At 43.1% G+C, this 23,685-nt stretch carries 22 protein-coding genes; 9 read left to right on the forward strand and 13 right to left on the reverse strand.

All coding sequences use genetic code 11. The features are described from left to right. Positions 1-237: 237 nt before the first annotated feature. From CTT30_RS22090 to CTT30_RS22120, 7 genes are all read left to right on the forward strand, one after another. On the forward strand, positions 238-1,695 hold the full coding sequence (locus CTT30_RS22090; RefSeq protein WP_252037022.1) for a DUF4150 domain-containing protein: 1,458 nt from the start codon (positions 238-240) through the stop codon (positions 1,693-1,695). 11 nt (positions 1,696-1,706) lie between these two features. Next, positions 1,707-3,785 carry a DUF8812 domain-containing protein gene (locus CTT30_RS22095; RefSeq protein WP_252037023.1) on the forward strand — a complete coding sequence of 693 codons (2,079 nt, stop codon included), beginning with the start codon at positions 1,707-1,709 and terminating at the stop codon, positions 3,783-3,785. After that, a complete protein-coding gene (locus CTT30_RS22100; protein ID WP_095571176.1) occupies positions 3,782-4,165 on the forward strand; it encodes a lysozyme inhibitor LprI family protein in 384 nt (127 codons plus the stop codon). The genes CTT30_RS22095 and CTT30_RS22100 overlap by 4 nt, the downstream gene beginning before the upstream one ends. Before the next feature lie 40 nt (positions 4,166-4,205). After that, positions 4,206-4,565 (forward strand): lysozyme inhibitor LprI family protein, encoded by a 360-nt coding sequence (locus tag CTT30_RS22105; RefSeq protein WP_252037024.1) that lies wholly within the window; start codon positions 4,206-4,208, stop codon positions 4,563-4,565. A 41-nt stretch (positions 4,566-4,606) separates the two neighbouring features. Further along, positions 4,607-5,101: a hypothetical protein gene (locus CTT30_RS22110; protein WP_252037025.1), complete on the forward strand. Its 495-nt coding sequence runs from the start codon at positions 4,607-4,609 to the stop codon at positions 5,099-5,101. A 161-nt stretch (positions 5,102-5,262) separates the two neighbouring features. Further along, on the forward strand, positions 5,263-6,027 hold the full coding sequence (locus tag CTT30_RS22115; protein ID WP_252037026.1) for a hypothetical protein: 765 nt from the start codon (positions 5,263-5,265) through the stop codon (positions 6,025-6,027). Next, a complete protein-coding gene (locus CTT30_RS22120) occupies positions 6,024-6,503 on the forward strand; it encodes a hypothetical protein (protein ID WP_252037027.1) in 480 nt (159 codons plus the stop codon). The genes CTT30_RS22115 and CTT30_RS22120 overlap by 4 nt, the downstream gene beginning before the upstream one ends. 106 nt (positions 6,504-6,609) lie before the next feature. On the opposite strand, the gene cyoE is transcribed toward CTT30_RS22120, so the two are convergent. The 6 genes from cyoE to CTT30_RS22150 form a co-directional block, all read right to left on the reverse strand. Continuing rightward, complete coding sequence (gene cyoE, locus CTT30_RS22125) at positions 6,610-7,476, reverse strand: heme o synthase (protein ID WP_006961882.1); 867 nt, start codon at positions 7,474-7,476, stop codon at positions 6,610-6,612. Between the two features lie 8 nt (positions 7,477-7,484). Further along, the gene (gene cyoD, locus CTT30_RS22130; RefSeq protein WP_006961883.1) at positions 7,485-7,796 is read right to left on the reverse strand and encodes a cytochrome o ubiquinol oxidase subunit IV; all 312 of its coding nucleotides are present in this window, start codon (positions 7,794-7,796) and stop codon (positions 7,485-7,487) included. Next, positions 7,796-8,392: a cytochrome o ubiquinol oxidase subunit III gene (gene cyoC, locus CTT30_RS22135; RefSeq protein ID WP_252037028.1), complete on the reverse strand. Its 597-nt coding sequence runs from the start codon at positions 8,390-8,392 to the stop codon at positions 7,796-7,798. The genes cyoD and cyoC overlap by 1 nt, the downstream gene beginning before the upstream one ends. Beyond that, entirely contained in the window at positions 8,382-10,418 is a 2,037-nt protein-coding gene (cyoB, locus tag CTT30_RS22140; protein ID WP_252037029.1) for a cytochrome o ubiquinol oxidase subunit I, read from the reverse strand. The genes cyoC and cyoB overlap by 11 nt, the downstream gene beginning before the upstream one ends. Then, positions 10,418-11,305 carry a ubiquinol oxidase subunit II gene (gene cyoA, locus CTT30_RS22145; RefSeq protein ID WP_252037030.1) on the reverse strand — a complete coding sequence of 296 codons (888 nt, stop codon included), beginning with the start codon at positions 11,303-11,305 and terminating at the stop codon, positions 10,418-10,420. The genes cyoB and cyoA overlap by 1 nt, the downstream gene beginning before the upstream one ends. 655 nt (positions 11,306-11,960) lie before the next feature. Then, complete coding sequence (locus CTT30_RS22150; protein WP_252037031.1) at positions 11,961-12,995, reverse strand: lactonase family protein; 1,035 nt, start codon at positions 12,993-12,995, stop codon at positions 11,961-11,963. A 292-nt stretch (positions 12,996-13,287) separates the two neighbouring features. Between CTT30_RS22150 and CTT30_RS22155 the strand changes: the two genes are divergently transcribed. Further along, positions 13,288-14,991, forward strand: coding sequence for an exonuclease/endonuclease/phosphatase family protein (locus CTT30_RS22155; protein ID WP_252037032.1), 1,704 nt, complete (start codon positions 13,288-13,290; stop codon positions 14,989-14,991). A gap of 54 nt (positions 14,992-15,045) precedes the next feature. Here the strand turns inward: CTT30_RS22155 and CTT30_RS22160 are convergent, their stop codons facing one another. Further along, a complete protein-coding gene (locus tag CTT30_RS22160; protein WP_252037033.1) occupies positions 15,046-16,644 on the reverse strand; it encodes a CehA/McbA family metallohydrolase domain-containing protein in 1,599 nt (532 codons plus the stop codon). A gap of 216 nt (positions 16,645-16,860) precedes the next feature. Here CTT30_RS22160 and CTT30_RS22165 point away from each other — a divergent pair, with 216 nt between their 5' ends. Further along, complete coding sequence (locus CTT30_RS22165; protein ID WP_252037034.1) at positions 16,861-17,271, forward strand: hypothetical protein; 411 nt, start codon at positions 16,861-16,863, stop codon at positions 17,269-17,271. Between the two features lie 75 nt (positions 17,272-17,346). Here CTT30_RS22165 and CTT30_RS22170 read toward each other — a convergent pair whose 3' ends face one another. The 6 genes from CTT30_RS22170 to CTT30_RS22195 form a co-directional block, all read right to left on the reverse strand. After that, positions 17,347-18,075 carry a transporter substrate-binding domain-containing protein gene (locus CTT30_RS22170; protein ID WP_239835673.1) on the reverse strand — a complete coding sequence of 243 codons (729 nt, stop codon included), beginning with the start codon at positions 18,073-18,075 and terminating at the stop codon, positions 17,347-17,349. A 22-nt stretch (positions 18,076-18,097) separates the two neighbouring features. Continuing rightward, positions 18,098-19,633: a methyl-accepting chemotaxis protein gene (locus CTT30_RS22175; protein WP_252037035.1), complete on the reverse strand. Its 1,536-nt coding sequence runs from the start codon at positions 19,631-19,633 to the stop codon at positions 18,098-18,100. Positions 19,634-19,842: 209 nt separating this feature from the next. Next, complete coding sequence (locus CTT30_RS22180; RefSeq protein WP_275658292.1) at positions 19,843-20,211, reverse strand: VOC family protein; 369 nt, start codon at positions 20,209-20,211, stop codon at positions 19,843-19,845. Between the two features lie 399 nt (positions 20,212-20,610). After that, complete coding sequence (gene groL, locus CTT30_RS22185) at positions 20,611-22,215, reverse strand: chaperonin GroEL (RefSeq protein WP_239835675.1); 1,605 nt, start codon at positions 22,213-22,215, stop codon at positions 20,611-20,613. A 31-nt stretch (positions 22,216-22,246) separates the two neighbouring features. Next, positions 22,247-22,537, reverse strand: a complete 291-nt coding sequence (locus CTT30_RS22190) for a co-chaperone GroES (RefSeq protein ID WP_239835676.1) — start codon at positions 22,535-22,537, stop codon at positions 22,247-22,249. 615 nt (positions 22,538-23,152) lie between these two features. Next, entirely contained in the window at positions 23,153-23,611 is a 459-nt protein-coding gene (locus CTT30_RS22195) for an Hsp20 family protein (protein WP_239864816.1), read from the reverse strand. Between the last annotated feature and the right edge of the window lie 74 nt (positions 23,612-23,685).

The raw sequence follows: 23,685 nt of genomic DNA on the forward strand, positions 1-23,685 counted from the left end.
ATATATTGAAAAACTATTAATCGAACGTTAACATTCGATCGTCTACATGTCATGCGGCCCCCAGTATTGACGAGCTCCACAGTGTGGACCCTACCTTTTTGTGAGACATTCAGCCAAAACCTTTCAATTTAGTCATTTAGAACGGTAAGCCGTTCATTTTAACTAACCTTTTGGTTAGATTGATGTGCGCTTTATTTTATATCATTGCTTATCTTTTTTGTTGATTCAGGTTACATCATGGGTGTCACAGTTTGCGCAAATGGGCTGAGCGTGGTCCACAAGGGATCGGGAGGAGAAGCAAATGCGACTCTCCCCGACGTTTGTTTGACGACAGTAGGTAATTCCGTTGTACCAATTCCATATGGTAACAATGCGAAGTCGGCAGATCTTGTCGGCGGGACCACAACGGTATCTATGGATGGTGGTAATAGTATTGCCATCAAAGGCAGCAAATTTGCAGCAAGTACTGGTGACGCCGGTGGTGATAAAAAAGGCGTGTCATCTGGCACGATTGAGTCCGAAGCTGAATTTATCTCTGCTTCCCCAACCGTCACAATGGAAGGGATTGGTGTTTGTCGCCTGACGGACCAGATGACCATGAATATGGCTAACACCATGTGCCTTGGTGGTGTACAAAACCCTTCCGTCTCTGTCACTGAGGATCAGGAAGGCACCTACACACTCGAACTCACTTGCAAATACCCCAATGGACAGCCTTACGCGAATGCACCATTTGAACTGAGAGAGTCAGGCGGTGGCCCAATTGGCGCAGGTGTACTGGATGCAACAGGTTGTGGCACCGTCAGCGGCTTACCTCTAAAAGAGTGTATTTTGGTGCTAAAAGAGACCGCAGACACTTATACCCCGAACGCAACCTTGCCAGAAAACGCCCCAACAGAAACATACGAAGATTCTCATGACTTTTGTACTTTTGTTGCGGGAAGAAGAGCGCCGTTTTGGGAAGACAAAGTCGGTGTTGCCAATGACTGGGGCATCTTGCTCTCACCTTCTTTTAGCGATGATGATTTCAAAGCTATGGTCTACGAACAAAGCCGAATCTTGTCACCCCATGTCGTCAGCAAAAATCATTCTAACGATTTCTCCGAGTCTTTCGTTTCATCCCTTTTCCACATTCAGGAAGATCTTGAATCACTAGAAAAGTACGAATCACTACTTGAACTCCTTTTCGAGAAAGTGCATGAGAACGGCGATATCCTGCGCATCCTGTTCCAGGCGGATCTTCTGGACCCGCCTTCTGAACTGCTTGCCAAGCTACGTTTGTTGGGTTCAGGTAATACCATACAGCACCTTCAACTGGTTCTTTGGACACTCATCAACCAACAGCTTTGTGGCTTTATTGATGACTTGATTGCTGCATTGGACATGCGATTAGAGTTCATTCAGGCGCAAGCTGAGGCTCGCTCTCTGACCGCAGTTCAAGAAGGCGTTCAAGGCTATCGAGATGGCATGAAAGTGATGTCTCGAGCGCTTCCTGATGTCTTCAGTGAAATCCTCACCCAGACTAACGATAAGCTTTTAACCATTTCAGGCATGGCGATTGGCACCATAGTGAATGTCACGGGTCAATCAGGTTTCGCAACGAACTCAGGTGAAATCAACGCCGTTGTCTACACCAAAACCAACAACCTCAACCGTCCTTCTTTCATTGTCTTTGACGACGTTTTCTCAGATTAAGGTATGACCTCATGGATGCAGTTTTTCCTATAACACAAAGAAATGGCGAGCCCTATCATACACTTAGTGATTTCACTAAACTGTTCGACCAAGTTAAGAGCGGTCGTTACCTCCTAGGGCAAGGTTATGGTTGGCACAGTGGTGTCCACTTGACGTCCAAGATGGTGCCTTGGGGTAAAGGATTAAGACCCATCCAAGCAATGATGGACGGGAAAATAGTCGCTTATCGTATTCACGCTGATTACCAAACCACCACATACAAAGACCAAGAGCTCAAATACAGTAACAACTTCGTTCTACTGGAACATGAATACAAAAACCCTGAGAAAGATGACGAAGTCTTTAAACTGTACTCTCTCTACATGCATCTTGCTCCGCCATCCGATATCGGGGCTAATTCATCGCTGACGACTCGTTATAAGTTGGTTGACGATGGGTGGAACGTCCGAACGTTTAAACTTGGTGGTGATCCTAAAAAAGGGCAAGTGGAAAGCAAAGTCTCTATGTCAAGCGGTATGGTTTTGGAGTATTTGCATGCAGAAGAGCAAGAAACGGTAAAATTTGAAATTGGGGATCACACTTATAAGATGATTAAGTGCCGCGTTGTTCAATTGGGTGACTCCCCTTCATCTAGCGAAAAGAAAATGAAAGGCAAAATCGTCTGGTTTGCGGCAGGCAAAGACAGCGATTTCGATATTCTTAACGACACTTCTGTGATGGTCCCAGAGCCTGTCTCTGAACCAGAGTGGATGTCTAAAAATGCCGCCTCATTGCGCGATGGCAGCGTCGTAACACTGGGCCTCCCCTTACCACTCAACATCGACTTTGGCGCTATCGAAGTGAAAGCGGGGGACGAACTGGGCTATATGGGGCTTCACGAGTACAGTAACGATGCCTACGCCACCAAGAAAGAAGATAACCGAGTCCACATAGAGCTATTTTCCGTAGAAAAACCGCCTGAGTTTTTCTTAAAAAAGATTGCCCCAAAAAATGCAGAAGAAAGCCCTCTTATCACCATTGACGGCAGTGGGAGTGATGGCGCTCTGAGCGTATCCAATGCGTTCTATAGCCAACTGCTCGAAGAGCTATCCAAAGGTGAAGAGATTGATTTCTCGGCATTCAAACCAAGAGAAGCCAAAGTTTACTTAGAAAACAAACGTAAACACTTTGAACGCGTTATCGCAAAGCACCCTTCTGACTGGTATACAGACGTCACTAAAGAAAGCTATTCTATGATTCATCAACTCGCCAAAGAAGTGATGGATGAAAAATACATGACAGGTTTTGTTTCTGAAAAGGACTACCTAGAATCACCTTGGCGTAGTGAGGTCATGAACCATCACGACATGTTTTCACAGCATGAACGAGAGAGAGCGGATAAGTTTTCCTGGATGCAAGACACACAAAGCAAGATTACGCTCCCGGACGATAAAAGTGTCTGGCATTATTGGCCAATGTCTATACACAGAGACTCAACCTTAGATGACATGGATATAGCTTGGTTGACAGTACCTTTTGGACAAATTACCTTTGATGCTGAAGGGGTTGATAATAACCATTCTCATGGATTCTCTCGTAAAGTTCATTGGCCAGGAAACGATAAGTCAGGAGTCACTATTGGAAGAGGATATGATTGCGGGAATAGGTCAAAAAATGAAGTGTACCGTGATATGATCGCTGCAGAAATAAACACTTCACAGGCAGAATTAATTTCGAATAGCGCAGGGTTAAAAGGTGGACAAGCAGGAAGTTTTGTAGTGAGAAATCGAGAAGTAATTGGTGAAATCACTCGAAAATCTCAACATTTACTTTTTGTAAACATATATCCAGATTATATTGAAAGAGGAAAATCAAACTATGAACACTGGACCCTGCCTGAAGAACGAACGGCATGGGAAAACTTAGACTCAAAAATAAGAGATATTGCTGTTGATTTCGTATATCAAGGGTTTACCAAGGGGGAAAGGCCTATGAAAGCATGTGAAAAAAATAACAGAGAAATACTTATCAAATATATTGAAAACTCTCCAGTCCTAAGAAGATATGAAGCAGGAAGACAAAGAGTAAATTACCTAAGGAATAGAAAATGAATTTAAGAAGTATCTTTTTTGGGTTAGTATTGTTAATTCCAACAACCAGTTTAGCTATAGAGAGCAAATGCTATGAATTAACAAATCAGTTTGATGTCGATCGATGCATTGTAAATGAAAATAAAAAATTTAAAGAAGAATATGATAAATATTATAGCCATTTAATTGAGCTAAAAATACCTGTAGAGCACAGGGATAAAATTGTAGAATCTGAGGAATCTTGGCTAAAGCAATTAAATAAAGATTGTGAAAACTACGCTTACTATGCAGATGAAAATAGTGACACTAATGAAATATTAAAATTGGAATGCCGAACAGAAATGTATAACCATAGAACAATATTTATAAAGTATCTAATAAATATGGCTGAATCTTTTTAAATCCCAAACAAAATTAACAGATTTTGTGCTTAATGCTTTAATGAGTAGTAAAAAATTTTTTTATCTGCTAGCTCTTGTTGGATTCCCAGCAATATCTGCATTCAACGAATCAGAAAACGAGCAACTCAAAGCCATCAATATTAATGAAAACATAAAACTATTAGCAGAAGTCAAGAATGTAGAGAACAATAAGAACCTAATAGAAGAGTATTTTCCAGAAAGAAAAGAAAAATTTTCCTTAATGGTTAGCTCTTGGGAAGAGTATGCTGAGAGAAAATGCAAATTTCATACTTATGATTCAGAAAATACTGATGCAGAGTTTGCTAACTTCTCTTCTTGTATGACAAATGAGTATAAAGAACTCAATACCTATCTCGAATCAGTGTTGAGTATGCCATAAAGTTGAAATGTATAAGTTCAGATAAATTTTTGTGACTTAAAATGAAAAGAGCTATTTTTCTATCTTTACCTTTAATAGTACTTTCATCTACAGCAAGTGGATCTAACTTTCATAGCCAGTCACTTTGCTATAAAAATGAGTTAATACTATCAACAGTAATATTGGAAAATGACAATTTAGTCTCATTTTGCCTTAATGAGCAAGAGATTACGTACAGATACGGAAACATAAATAATATAGAGTTGATCTTTTCCCAAAATGAAATCTCTAAAAACAACTTCTACTACGTCAATGAGTCTGGTGGTTCCGTTAATGATGAATCCATAGTTTTTTACATCGGGAAATACAAGTACCTATATAAGAATGTAACTTCAAATATAATACTAGCAGCAGAAAGAAAGGATTCAAGCGGCGAATGGAACAGAGTGTTTTTTAAGCGAGAAGATTTAAATCAGCGTGGAAGATATGAGTCATTTCCAGATCCTGAATTTTTCAGTGAGATTCCTAGGTCCGAGTATTGGAGTGGGGATTGGTAATTTAATTTTCAGTCAAGGACATAATACTAAACCCTTAGAGAAGCCACTTAGACCATGGAAAGACTATATCGAAAAATCTGTAAAATAAATAGTAAGTTATACAGAGAAAGCAAAGAATCTTGCAAAATGAGATTGGGTTTCTATTATAAGGAAATATCGCTATGATTAGTAACGGTGTTGAAAATAAATATTTTATCGCCATAACTTTCACAACACTCATGTTTGCTTCCTCTGTTTTGTACTCTGCGGAATCAGAAGCGTTTATAGAATTAAAAAATAGCACTGCCTTCGCAAGACTATGTCAGAATGGAATTTGTACAAATATCTCTATAGAAAATAGTAACTTCAATGATTTTATAGATATAAAAAAACTATCTATTCCATATGAAAATTATTACTTCCTGTCTGATACCTTTTCCGGAGTCAATGAATGTGGAAAAATATACCATTTAAATAAATCAAAAAATGCCTTTGTTTACATTAAAGATAAGAACATGGAAGAAATTACTCTTTGTAATGTAGAACAATATGATGATTATATTATTGATACTAATAGAATCTCAGCTTTAGAAAACTATGAAGGTGTATGGAAAATAAATGAGCAAAAATTATCACTAATTTATGAAGATAAAATTGTGGGTGATTTTTACATAAAGCGGATAACTTCTAATGACGAATTTTTAGTTAGCCATGAGGAAGATGTACTAAAAAGAGAAAGACTCCATGCTAAAGTCGCTACCGTTCGGTCATATTTTTATGATAAAGACTTCAATAGATTAGGGAGTTACGTTATTGATGGTGATGAAGTCAATGTAACCGAGTATTACTATGATGGCGAGACAGAGTGGGTATTTTCAAAATACAATAATACTATTGGCTATCTAAAGAGAGACACACTGACACTATCAAAACTTGATAAATTATGAACTTAATAAAAAACACTCTAATAATATTATCTATAGCATTTGCATTTCCTGCTTTCTCAATTGCCACATTGGTGACAGAACAAGAGTATAGGATTGAGATTTCCGAACAAGATCATGAGTACGCTCCCTATTTTCTGTCAATCACTAGTGGAAGTAAGACCACCAAAGTAGACGAATATACTGTTGAAGGAGGACCGCCGATTTTCAACGGTATGGATGAAATATCCCTAAGAAACAACCCGTACCTTTTAGTTCAAATAACCTGGGACATAAACCACTTCGATATAAAAGGGACTCAATATACTTCTTATCTGTACAAGTTTGAAAATGGCTCACTGATACGTGAAACGAATCTATCTCAGGACAAGAACTTAGATGGTTTTTCTGGATACTACTCTGATGGCGGCACGAGCGAGTATAAATACGATACGTTACTAAAGGTCAAAAAATACTTGTTATCTACTTATGGGAACTAAAAAAGCGCCCCGTCCTTTCTCTGCTTACACAAACATGCCGGTATCGGATATCTCAGGCATAAAACCGTTATCGGCTTAGCAGGTTCAGGAAGGAGCGCTTAACTCGTTAGATGGGTAGTGGAATCAGCTCCAGACCCAGCACGCCACTGATGCTCATCACCACCAGCAGAGAGACTTTAAACACCGATTTCGACCATTGGACGTAATTGCTGTAGTCAACCTTGCGAAACGTCACCTGCGTCCACATAAAGCACACAACAGCGGCAACCGCTAGGTATTCATAGCCAGCCTCTCCCAATAGGAATAGAGCCAGTGAGACGGCACCAAAAGCCGCAACATATGCCTTCATATGGCGATGAGCTTTGTTGATGCCTTCTTTCACTGGCAAAACTGGAATGCCCGCGTCACGGTAATCTTGCATACGGAACATCGCAATCGCGTACGAGTGCGGCATTTGCCATAAGCAGAACATGGTAAACAGCAGAATGGCCTCAAGGCTGATGTAGTTTGTTACCGCCAGATAGCCCACCAGAGGTGGCACTGCACCGGAAATGCTACCCACCAGCGTGCCGTACACAGACGTACGCTTGTACCACATGGTGTAGAAAAACACGTAAAACACGTAGCCCAAAAGTACTACCACTGCTGACAGTGGATTGGCGAGCTGAAACAACAAGGCGGTCCCGCTGAGCAGCATCACCAAGGCATAGACAAAAGCAACATCGATATTGATGTTACCTTTGACTGTTTCACGATTTTGAGTGCGCTTCATCTTTTGGTCGATGTCTCGGTCAAAGATGTTGTTCACTACGCAGCCTGAAGCAATCACAAGCCCGACACCAGCGAGTGTCGCCAGTAACAAGTTCAGACTTGCGTGCTCTGTTTTTGCGGCAAGGAAAAACCCCGCCGCAACAGATATCAGGTTGCCGAAAATGATGCCCGGTTTGGTAATAGACAAATAACTTTTCAGCATACTCTGGCCTACAGCTTCATGTTGACGTTCATGTTGTAGATGATCCACACCGAGCCAGCGATAAGAATCAAGACAACGATAGCAGTAAACATCAGTGACACTAGGTTCCAGCGACCATCGGAAGTTTTTACTTCCATATGCAGGAAGTACTTAAAGTGCACAAAGATTTGTACCAGAGCACAACCAAACAAAAGAACATATGTTGTCGTGTCGGGCAGCGATTGCGTCCACACAAAGTAGAACGGAATCACGGTCAAAATCAGAGATGCAACGAAACCTTTAACGTAATCCGACGCACCCGTTTCCAGATGTTGATCCATTACATAACCCCCAACAAGTAAACGATAGTGAAGACACAGATCCAAACAATGTCTAGGAAGTGCCAGAACAGGCTCAGGCAGTTAAAGCGCATCGCCATATTGTCGTTAAGACCTTTCGTCGACAGTTGGTGATAGCACACCGCCAGCCAGATAAGACCAAACGTCACGTGCAGGCCGTGAGTACCCACCAGCGTGAAGAACGCAGAAAGAAATGCGCTCTCCTGTGGGCCGTAGCCCTCAGCAATCAAGTGATGGAACTCGTACACTTCCATGCCGATAAAGCCAAGCCCAAGCAAGAAAGTCACTTGCAACCAACGCTTTAAACCCGCGACATCTTTGCGTTTCATGGCAATCATGCCAAAGCCAAACGTGATACTACTGAACAGCAGCAGCATGGTTTCAACGAACACAAATGGCAGTTCGAAAATATCTTTACCAGTCGGCCCGCTAATCGAGCCGCTTTCTAGTACTGCGTAAGTCGCAAACAGGGTCGCAAACAGTACGCAGTCACTCATCAGGTAAACCCAGAAACCGAACAGCTTGTTGGCGCTGGTATCGTGGTGATCATGAGCGTGAGACGCGATGTTAGCTTGCATACGTCACCTCCAGATCGTCTTTCTTATTATCATCTTGCACAGGTTTTTTATTTGCTTCTTCAAACTGAGCACGGCGCTCAGCTTCAATCGCTTTTATCTCTTCGACTTCAACGTAGTAGTCCACGTCATCGTTGTAGCTGTGTTGGATACAGGTGACGATGATGCCAAAGAAACTCGCTGCTGCCAGCCACCAGATGTACCAAATCATCGCAAAGCCAAATACCAGTGCCCAAGCAGACACATAAATACCTGTCGGCGTGTTTTTCGGCATATGGATGCGTTCGTATTCCACTTCTTTGGTTGGGTCGAACTCACCGCTCTGCTTCTGATACCAGAATGCGTCCAGTTCGTCGCCTTTTGGTAAATGCGCGAAGTTGTAGAACGGCGGAGGTGAAGACGTCGCCCACTCAAACGTACGGCCACCCCATGGGTCACCTGTCAGGTCTCTATTCTGTTCGCGATCACGGATACTGACGTAGATCTGGATGAACTGGCATACGACGCCCATTGCAATCACAGCAGTACCTGCCGCAGCAACGGCCAGCAGAGGGAAGTATTCTGGGTTAATGTCTTGGCTCAAGCGGCGAGTCATGCCCATGAAGCCCAGTGCGTACAGTGGTAGGAAAGCCATCAGGAAGCCGACAATCCAAAGATAGAATGCACGCTTGCCCCAAGCTTCGTTCATCGTGAAGCCAGTCGCTTTCGGGAACCAGTAAGTGATTGCCGCAAAGCAACCAAACACCACACCACCGATGATGACGTTATGGAAGTGCGCGATCAGGAATACTGAGTTGTGAAGAACAAAGTCAGCACCCGGAACCGCCATCAGTACGCCAGTCATACCACCGACTGAGAAGGTGATCAGGAAGCCCACCGTCCACATCATTGGCGTGGTAAAGCGAATGCGGCCTTTGTACATGGTGAACAACCAGTTGAAAATCTTCACCCCGGTTGGGATGGAAATGATCATGGTTGCGATACCGAAGAAGGCGTTAACGTTCGCACCCGACCCCATGGTGAAGAAGTGGTGCAGCCATACAACAAACGCCAGAATAGTAATCACTACCGTTGCCCACACCAGCGAGGTGTAACCAAACAATTTCTTGCGAGAGAAGGTCGCGGTCACTTCCGAGAACACACCAAAGATTGGCAGGATCAGGATGTACACCTCAGGGTGGCCCCATGCCCAAATCAAGTTGACGTACATCATCACGTTGCCGCCAAGATCATTGGTGAAGAAATGGAATCCGAGGTATCGATCCAGTGTCAACAATGCAATCGTCACTGTCAGGATTGGGAACGAAATGATGATAAGGATGTTGGCACATAGAGACGCCCAAGTGAAAACTGGCATCTTCATCATTGGCATAGAAGGCGTGCGCATACGCAGGATAGTGGCGAAGAAGTTCACCCCCGTCAGCGTGGTACCGACACCGGATATCTGCAAGGCCCATATCCAATAATCGACCCCAACTCCCGGACTGGCATCAATGCCCGACAGAGGCGGATACGCTAGCCAGCCAGTACGACCAAATTCACCTAAGCCTAGCGACATATTGGTCAGGATGACACCAACAATAAATAACCAGAAACTGAGGTTGTTCAGATACGGGAAGGCAACATCACGAGCACCAATCTGCAACGGAACAATGATGTTCATCAGGCCGATAACCAGAGGCATCGCGACGAAGAAAATCATGATCACGCCGTGCGCGGTGAAAATCTGGTCATAGTGATGAGGCGGCAGGTAACCCGCTTCACCCGCAGAAGACAGCAACTGCTGACTGCGCATCATGACGGCGTCGGCAAATCCGCGCACAAGCATCACCATCGCAACTGCGATGTACATAAAGCCGAGTTTTTTGTGGTCTACTGACGTAAACCACTCGTTCCACAGGTACTGCCATTTCCCTGCTTTGGTCACCGCGACAACCACTGCCAAACCAACCAAAGCGACAATCGCTAAGGTGATGACGATGATGGGTTCGTGGTATGGAATTGAATCGAGAGTTAATCTTCCAAACATTACGATTGTCCTTGGTTTTCAGGCAAACAGTTCATTGAACCAGGATGCTGGGTCACGACATCAGTAAACAAAAACGGTGGCACACTGGAGAACAGCGTGACTGGCTCAGCGACACTTGGTGCTGCCAGCGAGCGGAATTGCTCCCAGTCTTCGATGCGATCTGGGCTGGCTTTCACCTTCTGCACCCAGTTCAGGAATGCCGCGCGATCAGGCATAGCGGACGCAGTAAACTTCATCTGCGAGAAACCTTCGCCGCTATAGTTAGAAGCAAAACCTTTGTAATCGCCTTCATGGTTAGCAATCAGGTTGAGCTTGGTCACCATGCCCGGCATCGCGTAGATCTGTGTCCCAAGGCGTGGGATAAAGAACGCGTTCATAATGTTGTCTGACGTCAGTTTGAAATTGACCGGGACATCTTTCGGAAACGCAACGTAGTTAACCGTTGCAATGTGTTCTTCCGGATAGATGAACAGCCATTTCCAATCGAGTGATACCACTTCAATCGTCATGGGCTTCACATCACTCACCAGAGGCTTAGATGGCTCCAGTTCGTGCGTCGAACGCCATGTAATGGTGGCAAGAATCGCGATGATGATGATAGGAATCGTCCATACCACCACTTCGATCTTGGTCGAGTGAGCCCATTCAGGCGCGTACTCTTCGTCGGTGTTAGTTGCGCGGTATCGGTAGGCGAAGTAAATCGTCATCAGAATCACTGGGATCACAACGATCAACATCAGCAAAAGAGCGGTAATAATCAGCTCTTTTTCCTGGACACCAATAGCACCTTTCGGGTCAAGCAAAGCAGAATTACATCCTGAGAGCAGCAGAATGGCGGTCACCAAACTTCCCCTCGACAAGATGCGTTTATATCTTGAGGCTTCCATTAACTTTCTCGATGTTTGTCCGGTTGCAGGGCAATGCCTGAAGGCCGGTTGTTATAGTCATTAGAATGTTTATGTGTTGAGCATGTGCAGCATCGCAAAGCAAAGTGTGGGGTTATCAAATAAGCAATCCGGTTAAAACCATGCTGCTTATGCGGTTTAATTGTTACACTTTGAAATACAATGTTACATTCTGCGCATTATGCTTAGATCGAAATTGAAGCTCATCTGTCGAACTTGGAAACTAACCTTCCATTTATGAAATTGACGCATTGATCAATAGCCACTTATCACCCACAACACCGTTGACGTGCCACATAAGAAAGCCATGAAAGATAAGGGATAGTTGCCGACTAACAGTTCAATTGAGCAATAAGTCATTTGCTCGCCTTTAACTGACTAAACCGATCGATCTATAGATAGATAAATGTGATATTAATCACATTAAGGAATTCACGTAGTTTTTGATGGGTATTCACAAAAAGATCACTACTACGCACAAAGCATTCACAGTGCAAATTAGATCAATACCCGCGAAGACAATGAATGAAATAAAACGTCAGATTTCAGCCCATTAGAAAAATATCCCCATCCAAACGAATGGGGAAAGAAGGGCCAGATTGATATAACACCAAATTATCGAAAGGTTCTCACGCCTCTAAACGAAATGCTCAATCAGACATACTGGTGCATCCACTTGGCACTGATAATTGGCTGGAGTAAGAAGACCTGTTGATTGGCAACGCAGGTAACTAGCGAGATTATTAGAATGTTGATTGGCGACAATTAGCCAGTTGCCATCAGATGATAACGTAAAGTCTCGCGGAAACTGGCCCTGACAACCTTGCGCCGCTAACCACGAAGGTAATCCATCCACCAGCTCGAAAATGCTAATCGCATTCTGCTGACGACAAGAAACGTAAATAAAGCGCTCATCACAAGACAGCTTGATCGCTGCTGCGGCCTCTCCTTTTGGCTGGCCGGGCAGTAAGTCGCACTGGTCTACCATACGCCAGTGGTTACCTTCCTTAGTCAGCGTAATCAGCGTTTCCGCTAGCTCGCATACAACGTAAGCCATGTCTTCATCACCATTCATCACCAGATGCCTAGGGCCACAGCCGGGGGGCAGTGAGATGGTTTGATGAAGTTGGAACTGGTCACTTTGTGTATCAATGTCATAGAGATGCAGCGAATCACTACCCAAATCGACCACAGCCAACTGAGGTGTGTGATTTAAAAACTGCACCTGATGAGCATGCGGCGATTGCTGACGCTCACTGTTCGCGCCTTTGCCATCCACAAACAGGTCCGTGACAAGTTTGAGCGGCTTTCCATCGCCATCCAACACGTAGACATTCACATTTCCGGAACCATAATTGGCCACCGCTACATATCGCTGCTGGCAATCCACATCAATATGACAAGGGTAGTCACCTTCAATGGCCAACACGTCAGAGCGAGCATCCGACTGAAACACCAAAACAGCACTATCAGAACGGGAAACTTCAGAAAATGTATAGAGACCAGAGGAAGTGTGAGTGAGGTAAGAGGGGTTGCGTATCACCATGGCATCATCAAGTCGCGTCAGCTCCCCCGAAGAAGTGTTGAGGCTCACTTGAGCTATGCCCTGGCTCTGACTTGGATCGTCGGTATAGGTACCAACATAAAAATGTAAGTGATTACTTGCTTTCATTATTGACCATATAAATAAAACATTAGACTCTTAATACATTGCCGCCAACACACGTTGACGGCAATGCCAAAAGTCAATGAGTTGGCCAGTTTGTGAAGTAGCGTCTTGATGACTAGGGCTAACGAAAGGCAAGCCCGTCAAATTTCCTTGAGCTAAGCTCCAGAAAAAACCACCCCAATATAATTATAAACAATTGAAAAATATAATAATAACCAATGAAAGTGTAGTAAAAGCAACATCATTTTTAAACTTGTGACTTATATTCTCCAACCTTCATAACAAGGAGGATATTTTGAACAATCAGTCATTTTCTCTCAGCGTCGCTGCCCTAGCTTTGCTGGCCACAAGCCATGCTGCAGCCACAACGCTAGAAATTAACAATAAAAAAATCACCAATCTTGATGAAATATCAGTTAGCTATACTGGTGTAGAAGCAGAGGACCAAGGTGTAGAGTGGGTCGCCGTTTTTAAGGATGGCTCTGAGCCAGATGAGAATTACGGCAGCTGGTCATATTTATCGGAGAAATCAGGTAACATCACTTTGCCGCCTCAGCTTCCCGGAGACTATTATCTCACCTGTTTAGAAGGGTCTGACTATACCACTGAAAAATGCCAACGTGTGGCATTCAATGTCGAACAACGCCCTGTTTTAACAGTCACAGTAGAAGGCCTGCCAAAATACATTGATGGCATTTCAAACAACTTTGATCCTGATCTTCTTCCCACCACGACGAATTCAGTAATGCAGAATGTAACTATTTCGTACGATGGTCTCATCGGTGATGATACCTTAGAGGAAGTGACTGAAGGAGCCATAGAGCTGGGCATTAGCCAAGATGGCTACCGTTTTACAGGTTTAACTTCTGAGAAGTATGAAATTGTCTATGACCTCAATACTCAACTCTATGTTAATCGCTTGCCTCAAAAATCTCATGATGAAATTCGAGTAGTGTCAGCAAATGTATGGCGGACTGACCTTTACGGTTGGGATGACAATAACTGGAATGGTTTACATATGGGGCGTGGGGGACAAGTAATAAGAACAATCTTAGAACTCGACGCTGATGTGGTTGGCATGCAGGAATACATGCATCCGGAAACAGAAGGACTCGACCCAGAGTTTATTGAGAGTCAACTTGAGTCCGAATCTGGGGAAGAATGGCATAGCTGTCATAACTATCGTATCGTCACGAAATTAGAGGTCGTTGCCGAACATAAACAAGGTTGCGAAGTCCTTTTACCTAATGGTAAGCCCTTCTACTTTGGTGAAGTACACCTAGGGTTAGACCCAGACTGGGCTAATCATTATGTACCTTACACTGCACACCAAGGTTGGAGCGAAGAAGAAATCGTTACAGCTGCTGCAGATAACTGGGGAGAAGGCAATGACAATATTATCTCAGAAAGTGCCATGATTGGTGACTCTATCCCTGCTTTCTTTGTCGGAGACTACAACGAACCAAGTCATAACGACTATACTCAGGCTGCCGCTGACTATGAAGCGCACAAACCACTCCGCGGAAAACGTATTCCTCTTGCCATTCCATCCATGCCAATGTCTAACATCATGCTCAATGATCTCGGGTATGTTGATACTTATGATGTAGCGCGTCAGAACCGCAATAAGGAATTAAACAACGATCTCCCAGCAGAAATTAACTTCCCTGGCGTTACTTGGGGTAATTATGGTGTGGCTGATGCTCATCGCATAGACTTTATTTATTATCGAGATGCAGTCTCTAACCCAATGAAGGTTAAAGATTCCTTTGTCATCGGCGGCCGTCCGGATCCAAATGCGGATTACCCATTTGCTAACGACCATGTCGAAATACCATACACTCCAGAAGTATGGCCTAGTGACCACCGATGGGTATTGACTTCGATGACATATGAAACAGAACAAGCGGAGTCTGGAGGGAGTACTGGGCCATTAACTTTATGCCTTATCACTTTCTTTGCGTTGTTTGGTCGCAGAGAATATAAGTCAGCTTTCTGATGGCTTCGCCTCTAATTAGCAGGATGTGGCTTGCCACATCCTGCTCTATAGCGCTCACTTTGACACAGAAACAAAGATTGGGTTTGAATAAAACCAAAGGTCATAATAGTTACGATCGTTAATGGCATTAAACCGTGACTGGTGGTCCGAGATATCAATATGCTCATCGGGGAGTGGATTACCAAACTCATCCGTTTCGTAAGGGGTATTAGGTGCCAAGTTAGTACCACGTAAACGGAAGTATTGGTCTTCTTCAGCGGTAAAGCTAAACGTCATCGTTGCATAACCTTCGCTATCCACTGTCCAATCATCTTGAGTAAAACGCGCAATTACTTGCGTTGATGGGTTAACCGCTTGATCATATTCCGGAGTGCCCGGTTTTGCTCTTGGGTAAACATCGCCCGCAATCAAATCGACATGATGCACAACAGGCTTCATCCCCGCCGGCTCATTACTCCCAACCTCTTCCTCATAATTATTGGTTTCAGGGCTTTTGAAGCGGATGGTGATTGTCACTTCATCTCCCTGATTGACTGAAAGATCACCGCCCATATAGGCCACTTCTCGATCATGCATGGCGTTAAAGCTCAGTGCATCAATTAAATCACCATAGGTACTGAATGATCGACCTGATCGCAATGCTTCTAGAATACCCTTAATTCCCTGCTCAGCCGCATCTGGGATCCATAGGTGGGTTTTGGCATACTCACCCGGACGATAACCACTACTGTATTCCCCATGATCGGTTTTGAAGTGATAATCAGAGTTAGCAAAGTTCCAAATTCGACGTCCTTCTCCTAATAGTGCATCCCACTGCCCACCAACCTCAGCAATGATGAAGTCAGCGCCGCCATAAGAGCGGTAAGGCAGGTTCCTTTCAATGTAATATTCAGCATAGCTGCCACGATCTGGTTCCATTTGTCCCCCCATCATTCCCTCTAACGCGAAAACAACATCAGGTGCTGTATCATGGAATTCACGAAAGTCGGAAATAACATAATTATCGTTATAGCGAGATGGGTGATTGATCATACCAAAGCTGCTGGTAGGGTAATGCTCCTGTAACCAAGCCAATGCAGTTAAAGCATCATCGTGCGTCTTATTTGCTCTATCACCTTGTTCCTCCCATTCGAGCACATCTTGTGGGTCGAAGGCGCTAGCAGGTTGTTCAGTAAAGTAATACTCAAACTGCTGAATGGCTTTTAACGACTCAGGTGACTGAGGTTCATCTCCTAAAATAGCAATATTAAAATGTTCGTGCGCCGGCATATCCCACTCAAACGCAGAAAAGATCGTCTTTCCTGGATAGTGACCCATGAGTTGAGAAAACTGAGTAAATGGTACTTCAAATTTTTCCATACCTAGAGAAAAAGGGATTGGACCTTCTGGTATATCTTCTCCGGCGTGATCTCGTTGAGACATACGTAAATGGTTAGTCAAAATAGCCCAGTCCAGACCATAATTCTCAAAGCTGTGATTCAATACGTCTTCTAAGTTTCTTTGCGCATCATCCGACTGAATAGAGTGGATGTGCAAGTCTCCGGTTGTCCATCGACCACTTAGATTTTCAACTTCTGTTTCAGAGTCATTGCAACCCGATAAAATGGCCATCGATGCAAATATGGCAACGGCTATTGGTGTTTTTTTTAACATGGATAATCTTCATTTAGGCAAAGTTTGAAGAGAAGAATTATTTATATCAAATGTGACCCTTTTATTTACCTTTTATTACTCCATACGATAAAAACACAATTAAAAACATTTGCATATGGAGACAACATGCATTGACTTTAATTATTATTAGTATACTTCTTAATATATATTTAATATTTTTACTATCTAATACCTGGTCATGATTAGGGATCAGGTATGAAATATATAATCACACTTTTAGTATTTTTCTCAGGCTATACATTTTCATGTGACGATGCTCGACTACATAGAAAACTCATGCAACGTCAAATGTTTGAGAGTTACATGTCAAGGGGAGAAGCTACAGTGGAACTTGAATTCGCTTCTGAAAACAGTGTCTCTTTAACGATCACCCCCCCTAAACCTATACACCACTTAGATATAAAGTTCAGTAGTAGTCATAATATACAACTGTCTTCTCATGAATTTTTCAGGTTAGATGATATAAGTAATCTACCCAAGATAACGTTTAAAAAGAATGGGGAAGGATTCTCTTTTATTGAATCGGAGATCACCGCTTATTTTATGGATGGAACCATTAAGAAGAGCTCTGATAAATTATACTTAAGAGAATTAAAGAAAAGATAATAATAACATAATCATCTATAGGAATATAAACGCCAGCATGAAAGCTGGCGTTCTTTTAGTGACAGGAATTTCATTTTACTTAATACCGTACTTCTCCAGAATCTTCTCAAAAGTACCGTTAGATTTAATCTCTGCCAATCCTTTATTAAAGGCTTCAATATACTCAGCGTTATTCGGATTGGCTAATCCCGATGTCACATGCAAAGGGTTCACAGAAAGAGCATTACTTGTAAACTCAAAATCGTCTAGGTTCATGCCAGCCCCAGACAACGTAGACTTAGCCACGAGTTCATCTTCCAGAGTCAGATCGATTCGTTTCGCCATCAGTTTTTTAGCATTGGCAACCAAATCGTTCGCCTCCGGTTTTTTGAAATTAGAAGCATTTAAAAAGTCATCACCATAGCCGTAATTGCGAATAATACCCACGGTTTTACCTGACAAGCTATCCATGCCATTGTATTCAAACCCATCCCCTTTGCGTTTAATGAATTTTAACGAATTCTCTAAGTAAGGATCGCTGTAGTTCAGGTAAGACGTCCTTTCATTGGTAAACCAAGTCGCCACTAGGACATCGATACGTCCATCTTTCACTTCATTCAATGCCCGAGTCCAAGGCATAATTTTGAAATCAACCTCATGCCCTTGGGATTTGAAAGCTTCGGTAATGATTTCAACTGACACCCCAGGATTCGCACTGTCTTTTTGCACAAATGGTGCCCAAGGATCCTGTGCTGCCGTGATGGTTGCAGTATAACCAGTGATTGAAAATAGGGCTGTGAAAGCCAGTAATACGAAATTTCTCATAACATATCCTCTATGAAATAACCTAAGTGCGGAATTTCGCCATATGGCTGGCGATACTCTGGCTTAAGCTCAAGACTTCTTCTGTTCTTTGGGCATTTTGAGTCGCACCTGAAGAAACCTCATTTGTCGCTTCCGATGCTTCTACAATTGCCTGACTGATTTCCTCAACGGCCATCCTTTGCTCATCCGTCGCTTGAGAAATTTGGCCACTGCGATCGGAAATAATCGTAATCAAGCTCTGAACTTCTCCAACCGAAGATTGCGAATCACTGACTCTAGCTGCGGTTGATTCAAGTAAGGTGGCAATACGAGTCAACTCATCCTCAACTGACTTGGTAGCCACCCCCAGCGCAGCAATATTTTTTTGGATTTGCTCCGTGGATTCACTGGTTTTCACAGCTAAATTACGCACTTCATCAGCCACCACCGCAAAACCTCGCCCTTGTTCACCAGCACGCGCTGCCTCAATCGCGGCATTCAGTGCTAACAAATTGGTTTGCTCAGAAATATCATTAATGACGTTTAACACCGTGGTAATCTTCTCGCCCTCTTCAATCAAGATGTGCATCTCTGCATTCACATGATTCATTTCTTCACGCATGTTAATGATGTCACTGGCAGAGCTTTCAATTGCCTCGTTGACATTGGAGGCCAAGCTTGTTGCTGTTTGGGCTTGTTGCGCAGTTTCTGAGGCGGTGTCTGCGACTGTTGCGACTGACTGATTAAGCTCAGTGGCCGCAGCTGCTACGGTCGTAAGCTGATGTTTCTGTGATTCGAGCTTTTCTGCGTTCGTTCTTGCCGTTGCCCCATTCGCCAACGCTTTTTCACCCAAGGCTTCAGAAGATTGATTAACATCTTGGACAATAACTCTTAAAGACTCAGTGAAACTATTGATCCCATTGGTGATTTCATCAAACTCACGATATTTAGCCGAAGCCAGTTTATTGGTTAAATCACCATCCCCTGACGCTAAGTCTTTAATAACATCTGTCAATTGAGAAATGGGCCTTAGTACCGTCATTGTCAGAGCCAGAATGATGACAATGGAAATAATAATATCGAGAATGATCAACTCAATTATGTTGGTTCGTAGCGAGTCAGCCAATTTGGCATCCATCGCATGAGTATCAAAGTAAACAACCACCTTACCGACCTTGTTTTCTTCACCATAGTCTATGAAGGTGAGCTCGGTTGATTGGCTGTTTTCCGATGTGTACGCTTGCTTATCTGTGACATCCACAAGCTGTTTTTCGTCTCCTTCACCTTGTTTTGTTAGGAATAATAATTCGCTGTCCTGAGCATCAATTAATTGTATGGCTGAAATTTCAGGCAGATCCAGTTCTGCCGACATCGCCACCTTTGCCGTGTCCAAGTCAAAATCCCAAACCGCTTTAGGCAAGCTAATCGACATCCTTTGGCTGGTATTTTGCACATTAACCAGCAACTCTTGATGTAAATTTTCTTTGAAATTCTGATACTTAATAAATGCTGAGACCAGTAACACCAGTGTCAATGCTACGATGACCTGGACTAGAAATACCACCTTTAACCTTTTCAAAACTTGCCCCTTATGATTTTCGGCAGTTATCTAAAAAAGTAGTAAGTGATTAATCAATTATCAAATTTAACAATAAACGAGATGAACATCACACAGGGGATTTTTATTGCTCTTCACCTTTTAAAGTGTGTGGAATTAGCGAAACAGCAACGTGAAGGCTCGTTATGCCTAGACTTACACGTCAATAATTGATCGACACGCTCGGAGACTTATTGGTAGGTACTCACCTCAATCAGATTACTATCTGGATCGAGAAAGTAGATGGAGGTAATGGCACCTGTCGCACCTGATTTTTCGACTGGCCCCTCCACTATCTCAACATCTAGGCGATGTAAGTGAGTAATCACATCATTGATTGCCCAGTTGGTGATTAAACAAAGATCGCCAGAGCCTACCCGAGCATTGTTGCGAGTTTCTTGGCCTAATAGTTGGAGGTTAATTTTCTGGCGACCAAACTTCAGCGCTTTACGGCCACCAGAGAAAGTGACTTCTTCCATCAGCAATACCCGGCGATAGAAATCAACCGAAGCATCAATATTCGATACGGTAAGGACGAGGTGGTCAATATGGCTGATCATAATTATCTTTTCCTACTTAACCCGTCTTCAGTGCAAGACTAAACGAATGAACACGAACGCAGCTTACACAAATACAGCCAACGGAGTGTTGGCTGTATGGTCTAATGAATGATTCTCTCACCTTGTTTACTGTTCATTATCTGCGATAGATCAATAGTTAAAGTTAAGATCCTCAAAGCCGACTTTTGCGGTAATGAGTTCATTATAGAAAACTCTTGCCCAGAAGGAACAAGGGGAAAGCTCACACTAGCCGGCCATGTTGATGACGACTCTCTACTGTTTGATTCAGAGACTGAGAAAGTAAACGCTGGCAAACGAATCATAACACTTACCTCCAACGGGTGTTTCAGCAGGCTCCGAAGAGCCCGCTGATATTAGCGAAAGTGATTAGATCACTATTTACAGCTTGTTTTCTAGATCTTTGTCTTCAGCAAGATCAGAGACCATTGCTTCAGTCGTGATCATCAGACCCGCGACTGAGGCCGCAAACTGCAGGGCAGAGCGAGTGACTTTCGCTGGGTCAAGGATACCCATATCAATCATATTGCCATATTCACCACTTGCAGCGTTGTAGCCATAAGTCGAGTCACCGTCTTTCACTGCATTAGCCACGACAGACGCTTCATCTCCAGCATTAACAGCAATTTGACGAAGAGGCTCTTCCATAGCTCGAATGGCAACACGTATTCCCATATTTTGATCGTCATTGTCACCCTGAAGCTCAGCAAGCTCTTTTGCTATCTTGGTCAAGGCAACACCACCACCGGCAACAATGCCTTCTTCAACCGCAGCACGAGTTGCATGTAACGCGTCATCAACACGATCTTTCTTCTCTTTCATCTCAACTTCAGTTGCCGCACCGATCTTGATCACTGCGACACCACCAGAAAGCTTCGCGATACGCTGTTGAAGCTTGTCTTTATCATATTGAGAAGTAGTCGTTTCGATTTGTTTTTCAATTAATGCAACACGATCCGAAATAGCACTTGCGTCAGCCGCACCACCGACAATGGTGGTCGCATCTTTCGTGATGGTCACTTTCTTCGCTGAGCCTAACTGCTCTAGCGTTGCCTTTTCTAACTCAAGCCCAATCTCTTCAGAAATCACTGTACCTGCCGTTAGAATCGCAATGTCTTCCATCATCGCTTTACGGTTATCGCCAAAACCTGGCGCTTTCACTGCTGTAGCACGAACAATGCCACGCATGTTGTTCACAACTAACGTAGCTAGCGCCTCGCCTTCAATATCTTCAGCAATAATTAATAGCGAGCGAGAGGCTTGTGAGACCGCTTCAAGGACTGGCAGCAACTCGCGAATGTTGCTGACTTTTTTGTCCACCAACAAAATATACGGATTATCGAGCTCAACTGTGCCATTGTCTTGGTTGGTAATGAAGTAAGGCGACAGGTAACCGCGATCGAACTGCATACCTTCAACCACAGACAACTCATTATCTAAGCCCTGACCTTCTTCAACCGTAATCACACCATTACGACCTACTTTTTCCATGGCTTCTGCAATGATCTCACCAATAGCACGATCACTGTTCGCGGAAATACTGCCCACTTGAGTAATGGATTCTTTATCACTACACGGCTTAGACATTTCACGTAACTTAGCCACTGCAGATTCAGTCGCTTTATCAATACCACGCTTCAAGTCCATTGGGTTCATGCCAGAGGCAACCGCTTTCAGGCCTTCATTAATAAACGCTTGCGCCAATACAGTTGCGGTCGTGGTACCATCACCAGCTTCATCATTAGCTTTCGAAGCCACTTGCTTAACCATCTGCGCGCCCATATTTTCGAACTTATCTTCTAGTTCAATCTCTTTCGCGACAGATACGCCATCTTTAGTGATTGTCGGAGCTCCGAACGATTTATCTAAAACAACATTGCGGCCTTTAGGACCGAGCGTCACCTTCACAGCATCTGCCAGTAGGTTAACTCCCTTGAGCATTTTTTGACGTGCGTCATTTGCAAATAGTACTTCTTTTGCAGCCATGATTTATCTCCTCAAAAACTACTACCAACCATTACTCAACAATTGCTAACACATCAGACTCGGACAAAATCAAATACTCTTGCCCATCAATTTTCTCGGTTTTAACACCGTAGCCATCATTGAAGATGATCTGATCACCAGTCTTGATATCCATCGACGCACGATCACCATTTTCTAGACGTTTACCCAATCCAACAGCAATCACTTTGCCTCGGTTAGATTTCTTGACCGACTGGGAAGTAAGTACAATCCCACCTTCAGATTTATTTTCGACCTCTTGCCGTTCAACAAGTAACTTGTCATTTAAAGGACGAATTTTCATATTGAAACACCTCCTATATTGAATACAAAAATAAAACAGGTTAAGACAATTGACTGAAACAACGAGCCTTTGACTCGCTTTCGGTAAAATAAATAAGGTCACTAGATACGACTTCAAGGGCTATTTTTAATAAAAAATTTTTATCGTCATAATAAATATTATCTATTAACCACAGCCCTTCAGTTAAAAAGGATGATTTACCTAAACACAATACAATCAATGATGGCATATTTAGAAAAGCGAGAATAAGTTCAGAAGAAAGGGATTGAGCAGAAGGATATTAACGCGCATAGGCGACAATAAGTGCCGCCTGTAACGCTTCAAAATTTTAACTTCTCATACCATGTTGAGTAGTTCTAGGACAGTAAGTAGCAGAAGCATAAGGCGGATATCTAAGTTCTGGTTGTATCCTAAAGTGAGGTTTGTTGTCTGAAGTACCAAACACTTCAAATGTACAGTCACCTATTTCATGCCTTGGGCAAACCTGTACACCATTTCTTAATATCATTTCAGTTTTACAAGATGGGCAAATATTCATCCTTTCCTCCTTGCAAACATCATATGTTTTACACAGACTCTAATTTGGGCTGTGCACTAGCACAGCCCAAATTACGGTCATTTCTTATGTTCAATGACATTATTATCATGTGACTGAATCTCAATACGTTTCGGCTTCATCGCCTCCGGTATTTCTTTTTTGAGATATACAGCCAGCAAACCATCTTTCATGGTAGCATCGGTCACTTCTACATACTCAGCTAGGTTAAAGCGTCGTTCAAATGAACGATTAGCAATGCCTTGATAAAGCATTTTGCTTTGATCATCATCCTTGGAAGATTCTTTATTCCCTTTGATAGTCAGCAAACCATTTTCTACCTGAATATCGATATCGTCCTGAGAAAAACCAGCAACGGCAAGTGTGATGCTGTATTCGCCCTCACCCAACATTTCGATATTGTATGGAGGGTAACCGCTAGGGATTGGATCAGAAGTTAGTGCGCTGTTAAGCAATGAAGCGACTCGATCAAAGCCAATCGTTGTGCGGTATAGTGGGGTAAGATCAATTGAGTTCATAATATCCTCCTAAGAAGCAACATTAATTATTCAATCAAAATGAAGAGGCTAATTACTTTGGTAACTTAACCTCA

It is taken from the genome of Vibrio coralliilyticus, assembly GCF_024449095.1.
Classification (GTDB): Bacteria; Pseudomonadota; Gammaproteobacteria; order Enterobacterales; family Vibrionaceae; genus Vibrio; species Vibrio coralliilyticus_A.

Excerpts from the sequence above, each read along its gene's own strand:
- CTT30_RS22180 (WP_275658292.1), bottom strand. The coding sequence starts at position 20,211 with ATGATCAGCCATATTGACCACCTCGTCCTTACCGTATCGAATATTGAT.
- CTT30_RS22170 (WP_239835673.1), bottom strand. The coding sequence starts at position 18,075 with ATGAGAAATTTCGTATTACTGGCTTTCACAGCCCTATTTTCAATCACT.
- CTT30_RS22195 (WP_239864816.1), bottom strand. The coding sequence starts at position 23,611 with ATGAACTCAATTGATCTTACCCCACTATACCGCACAACGATTGGCTTT.
- CTT30_RS22150 (WP_252037031.1), bottom strand. The coding sequence starts at position 12,995 with ATGAAAGCAAGTAATCACTTACATTTTTATGTTGGTACCTATACCGAC.
- cyoA (WP_252037030.1), bottom strand. The coding sequence starts at position 11,305 with ATGGAAGCCTCAAGATATAAACGCATCTTGTCGAGGGGAAGTTTGGTG.
- CTT30_RS22090 (WP_252037022.1), top strand. The coding sequence starts at position 238 with ATGGGTGTCACAGTTTGCGCAAATGGGCTGAGCGTGGTCCACAAGGGA.
- groL (WP_239835675.1), bottom strand. The coding sequence starts at position 22,215 with ATGGCTGCAAAAGAAGTACTATTTGCAAATGACGCACGTCAAAAAATG.
- CTT30_RS22100 (WP_095571176.1), top strand. The coding sequence starts at position 3,782 with ATGAATTTAAGAAGTATCTTTTTTGGGTTAGTATTGTTAATTCCAACA.
- CTT30_RS22120 (WP_252037027.1), top strand. The coding sequence starts at position 6,024 with ATGAACTTAATAAAAAACACTCTAATAATATTATCTATAGCATTTGCA.
- CTT30_RS22160 (WP_252037033.1), bottom strand. The coding sequence starts at position 16,644 with ATGTTAAAAAAAACACCAATAGCCGTTGCCATATTTGCATCGATGGCC.
- CTT30_RS22190 (WP_239835676.1), bottom strand. The coding sequence starts at position 22,537 with ATGAAAATTCGTCCTTTAAATGACAAGTTACTTGTTGAACGGCAAGAG.
- cyoC (WP_252037028.1), bottom strand. The coding sequence starts at position 8,392 with ATGCAAGCTAACATCGCGTCTCACGCTCATGATCACCACGATACCAGC.
- cyoE (WP_006961882.1), bottom strand. The coding sequence starts at position 7,476 with ATGCTGAAAAGTTATTTGTCTATTACCAAACCGGGCATCATTTTCGGC.
- cyoD (WP_006961883.1), bottom strand. The coding sequence starts at position 7,796 with ATGGATCAACATCTGGAAACGGGTGCGTCGGATTACGTTAAAGGTTTC.
- CTT30_RS22165 (WP_252037034.1), top strand. The coding sequence starts at position 16,861 with ATGAAATATATAATCACACTTTTAGTATTTTTCTCAGGCTATACATTT.
- cyoB (WP_252037029.1), bottom strand. The coding sequence starts at position 10,418 with ATGTTTGGAAGATTAACTCTCGATTCAATTCCATACCACGAACCCATC.
- CTT30_RS22115 (WP_252037026.1), top strand. The coding sequence starts at position 5,263 with ATGATTAGTAACGGTGTTGAAAATAAATATTTTATCGCCATAACTTTC.
- CTT30_RS22110 (WP_252037025.1), top strand. The coding sequence starts at position 4,607 with ATGAAAAGAGCTATTTTTCTATCTTTACCTTTAATAGTACTTTCATCT.
- CTT30_RS22095 (WP_252037023.1), top strand. The coding sequence starts at position 1,707 with ATGGATGCAGTTTTTCCTATAACACAAAGAAATGGCGAGCCCTATCAT.
- CTT30_RS22105 (WP_252037024.1), top strand. The coding sequence starts at position 4,206 with ATGAGTAGTAAAAAATTTTTTTATCTGCTAGCTCTTGTTGGATTCCCA.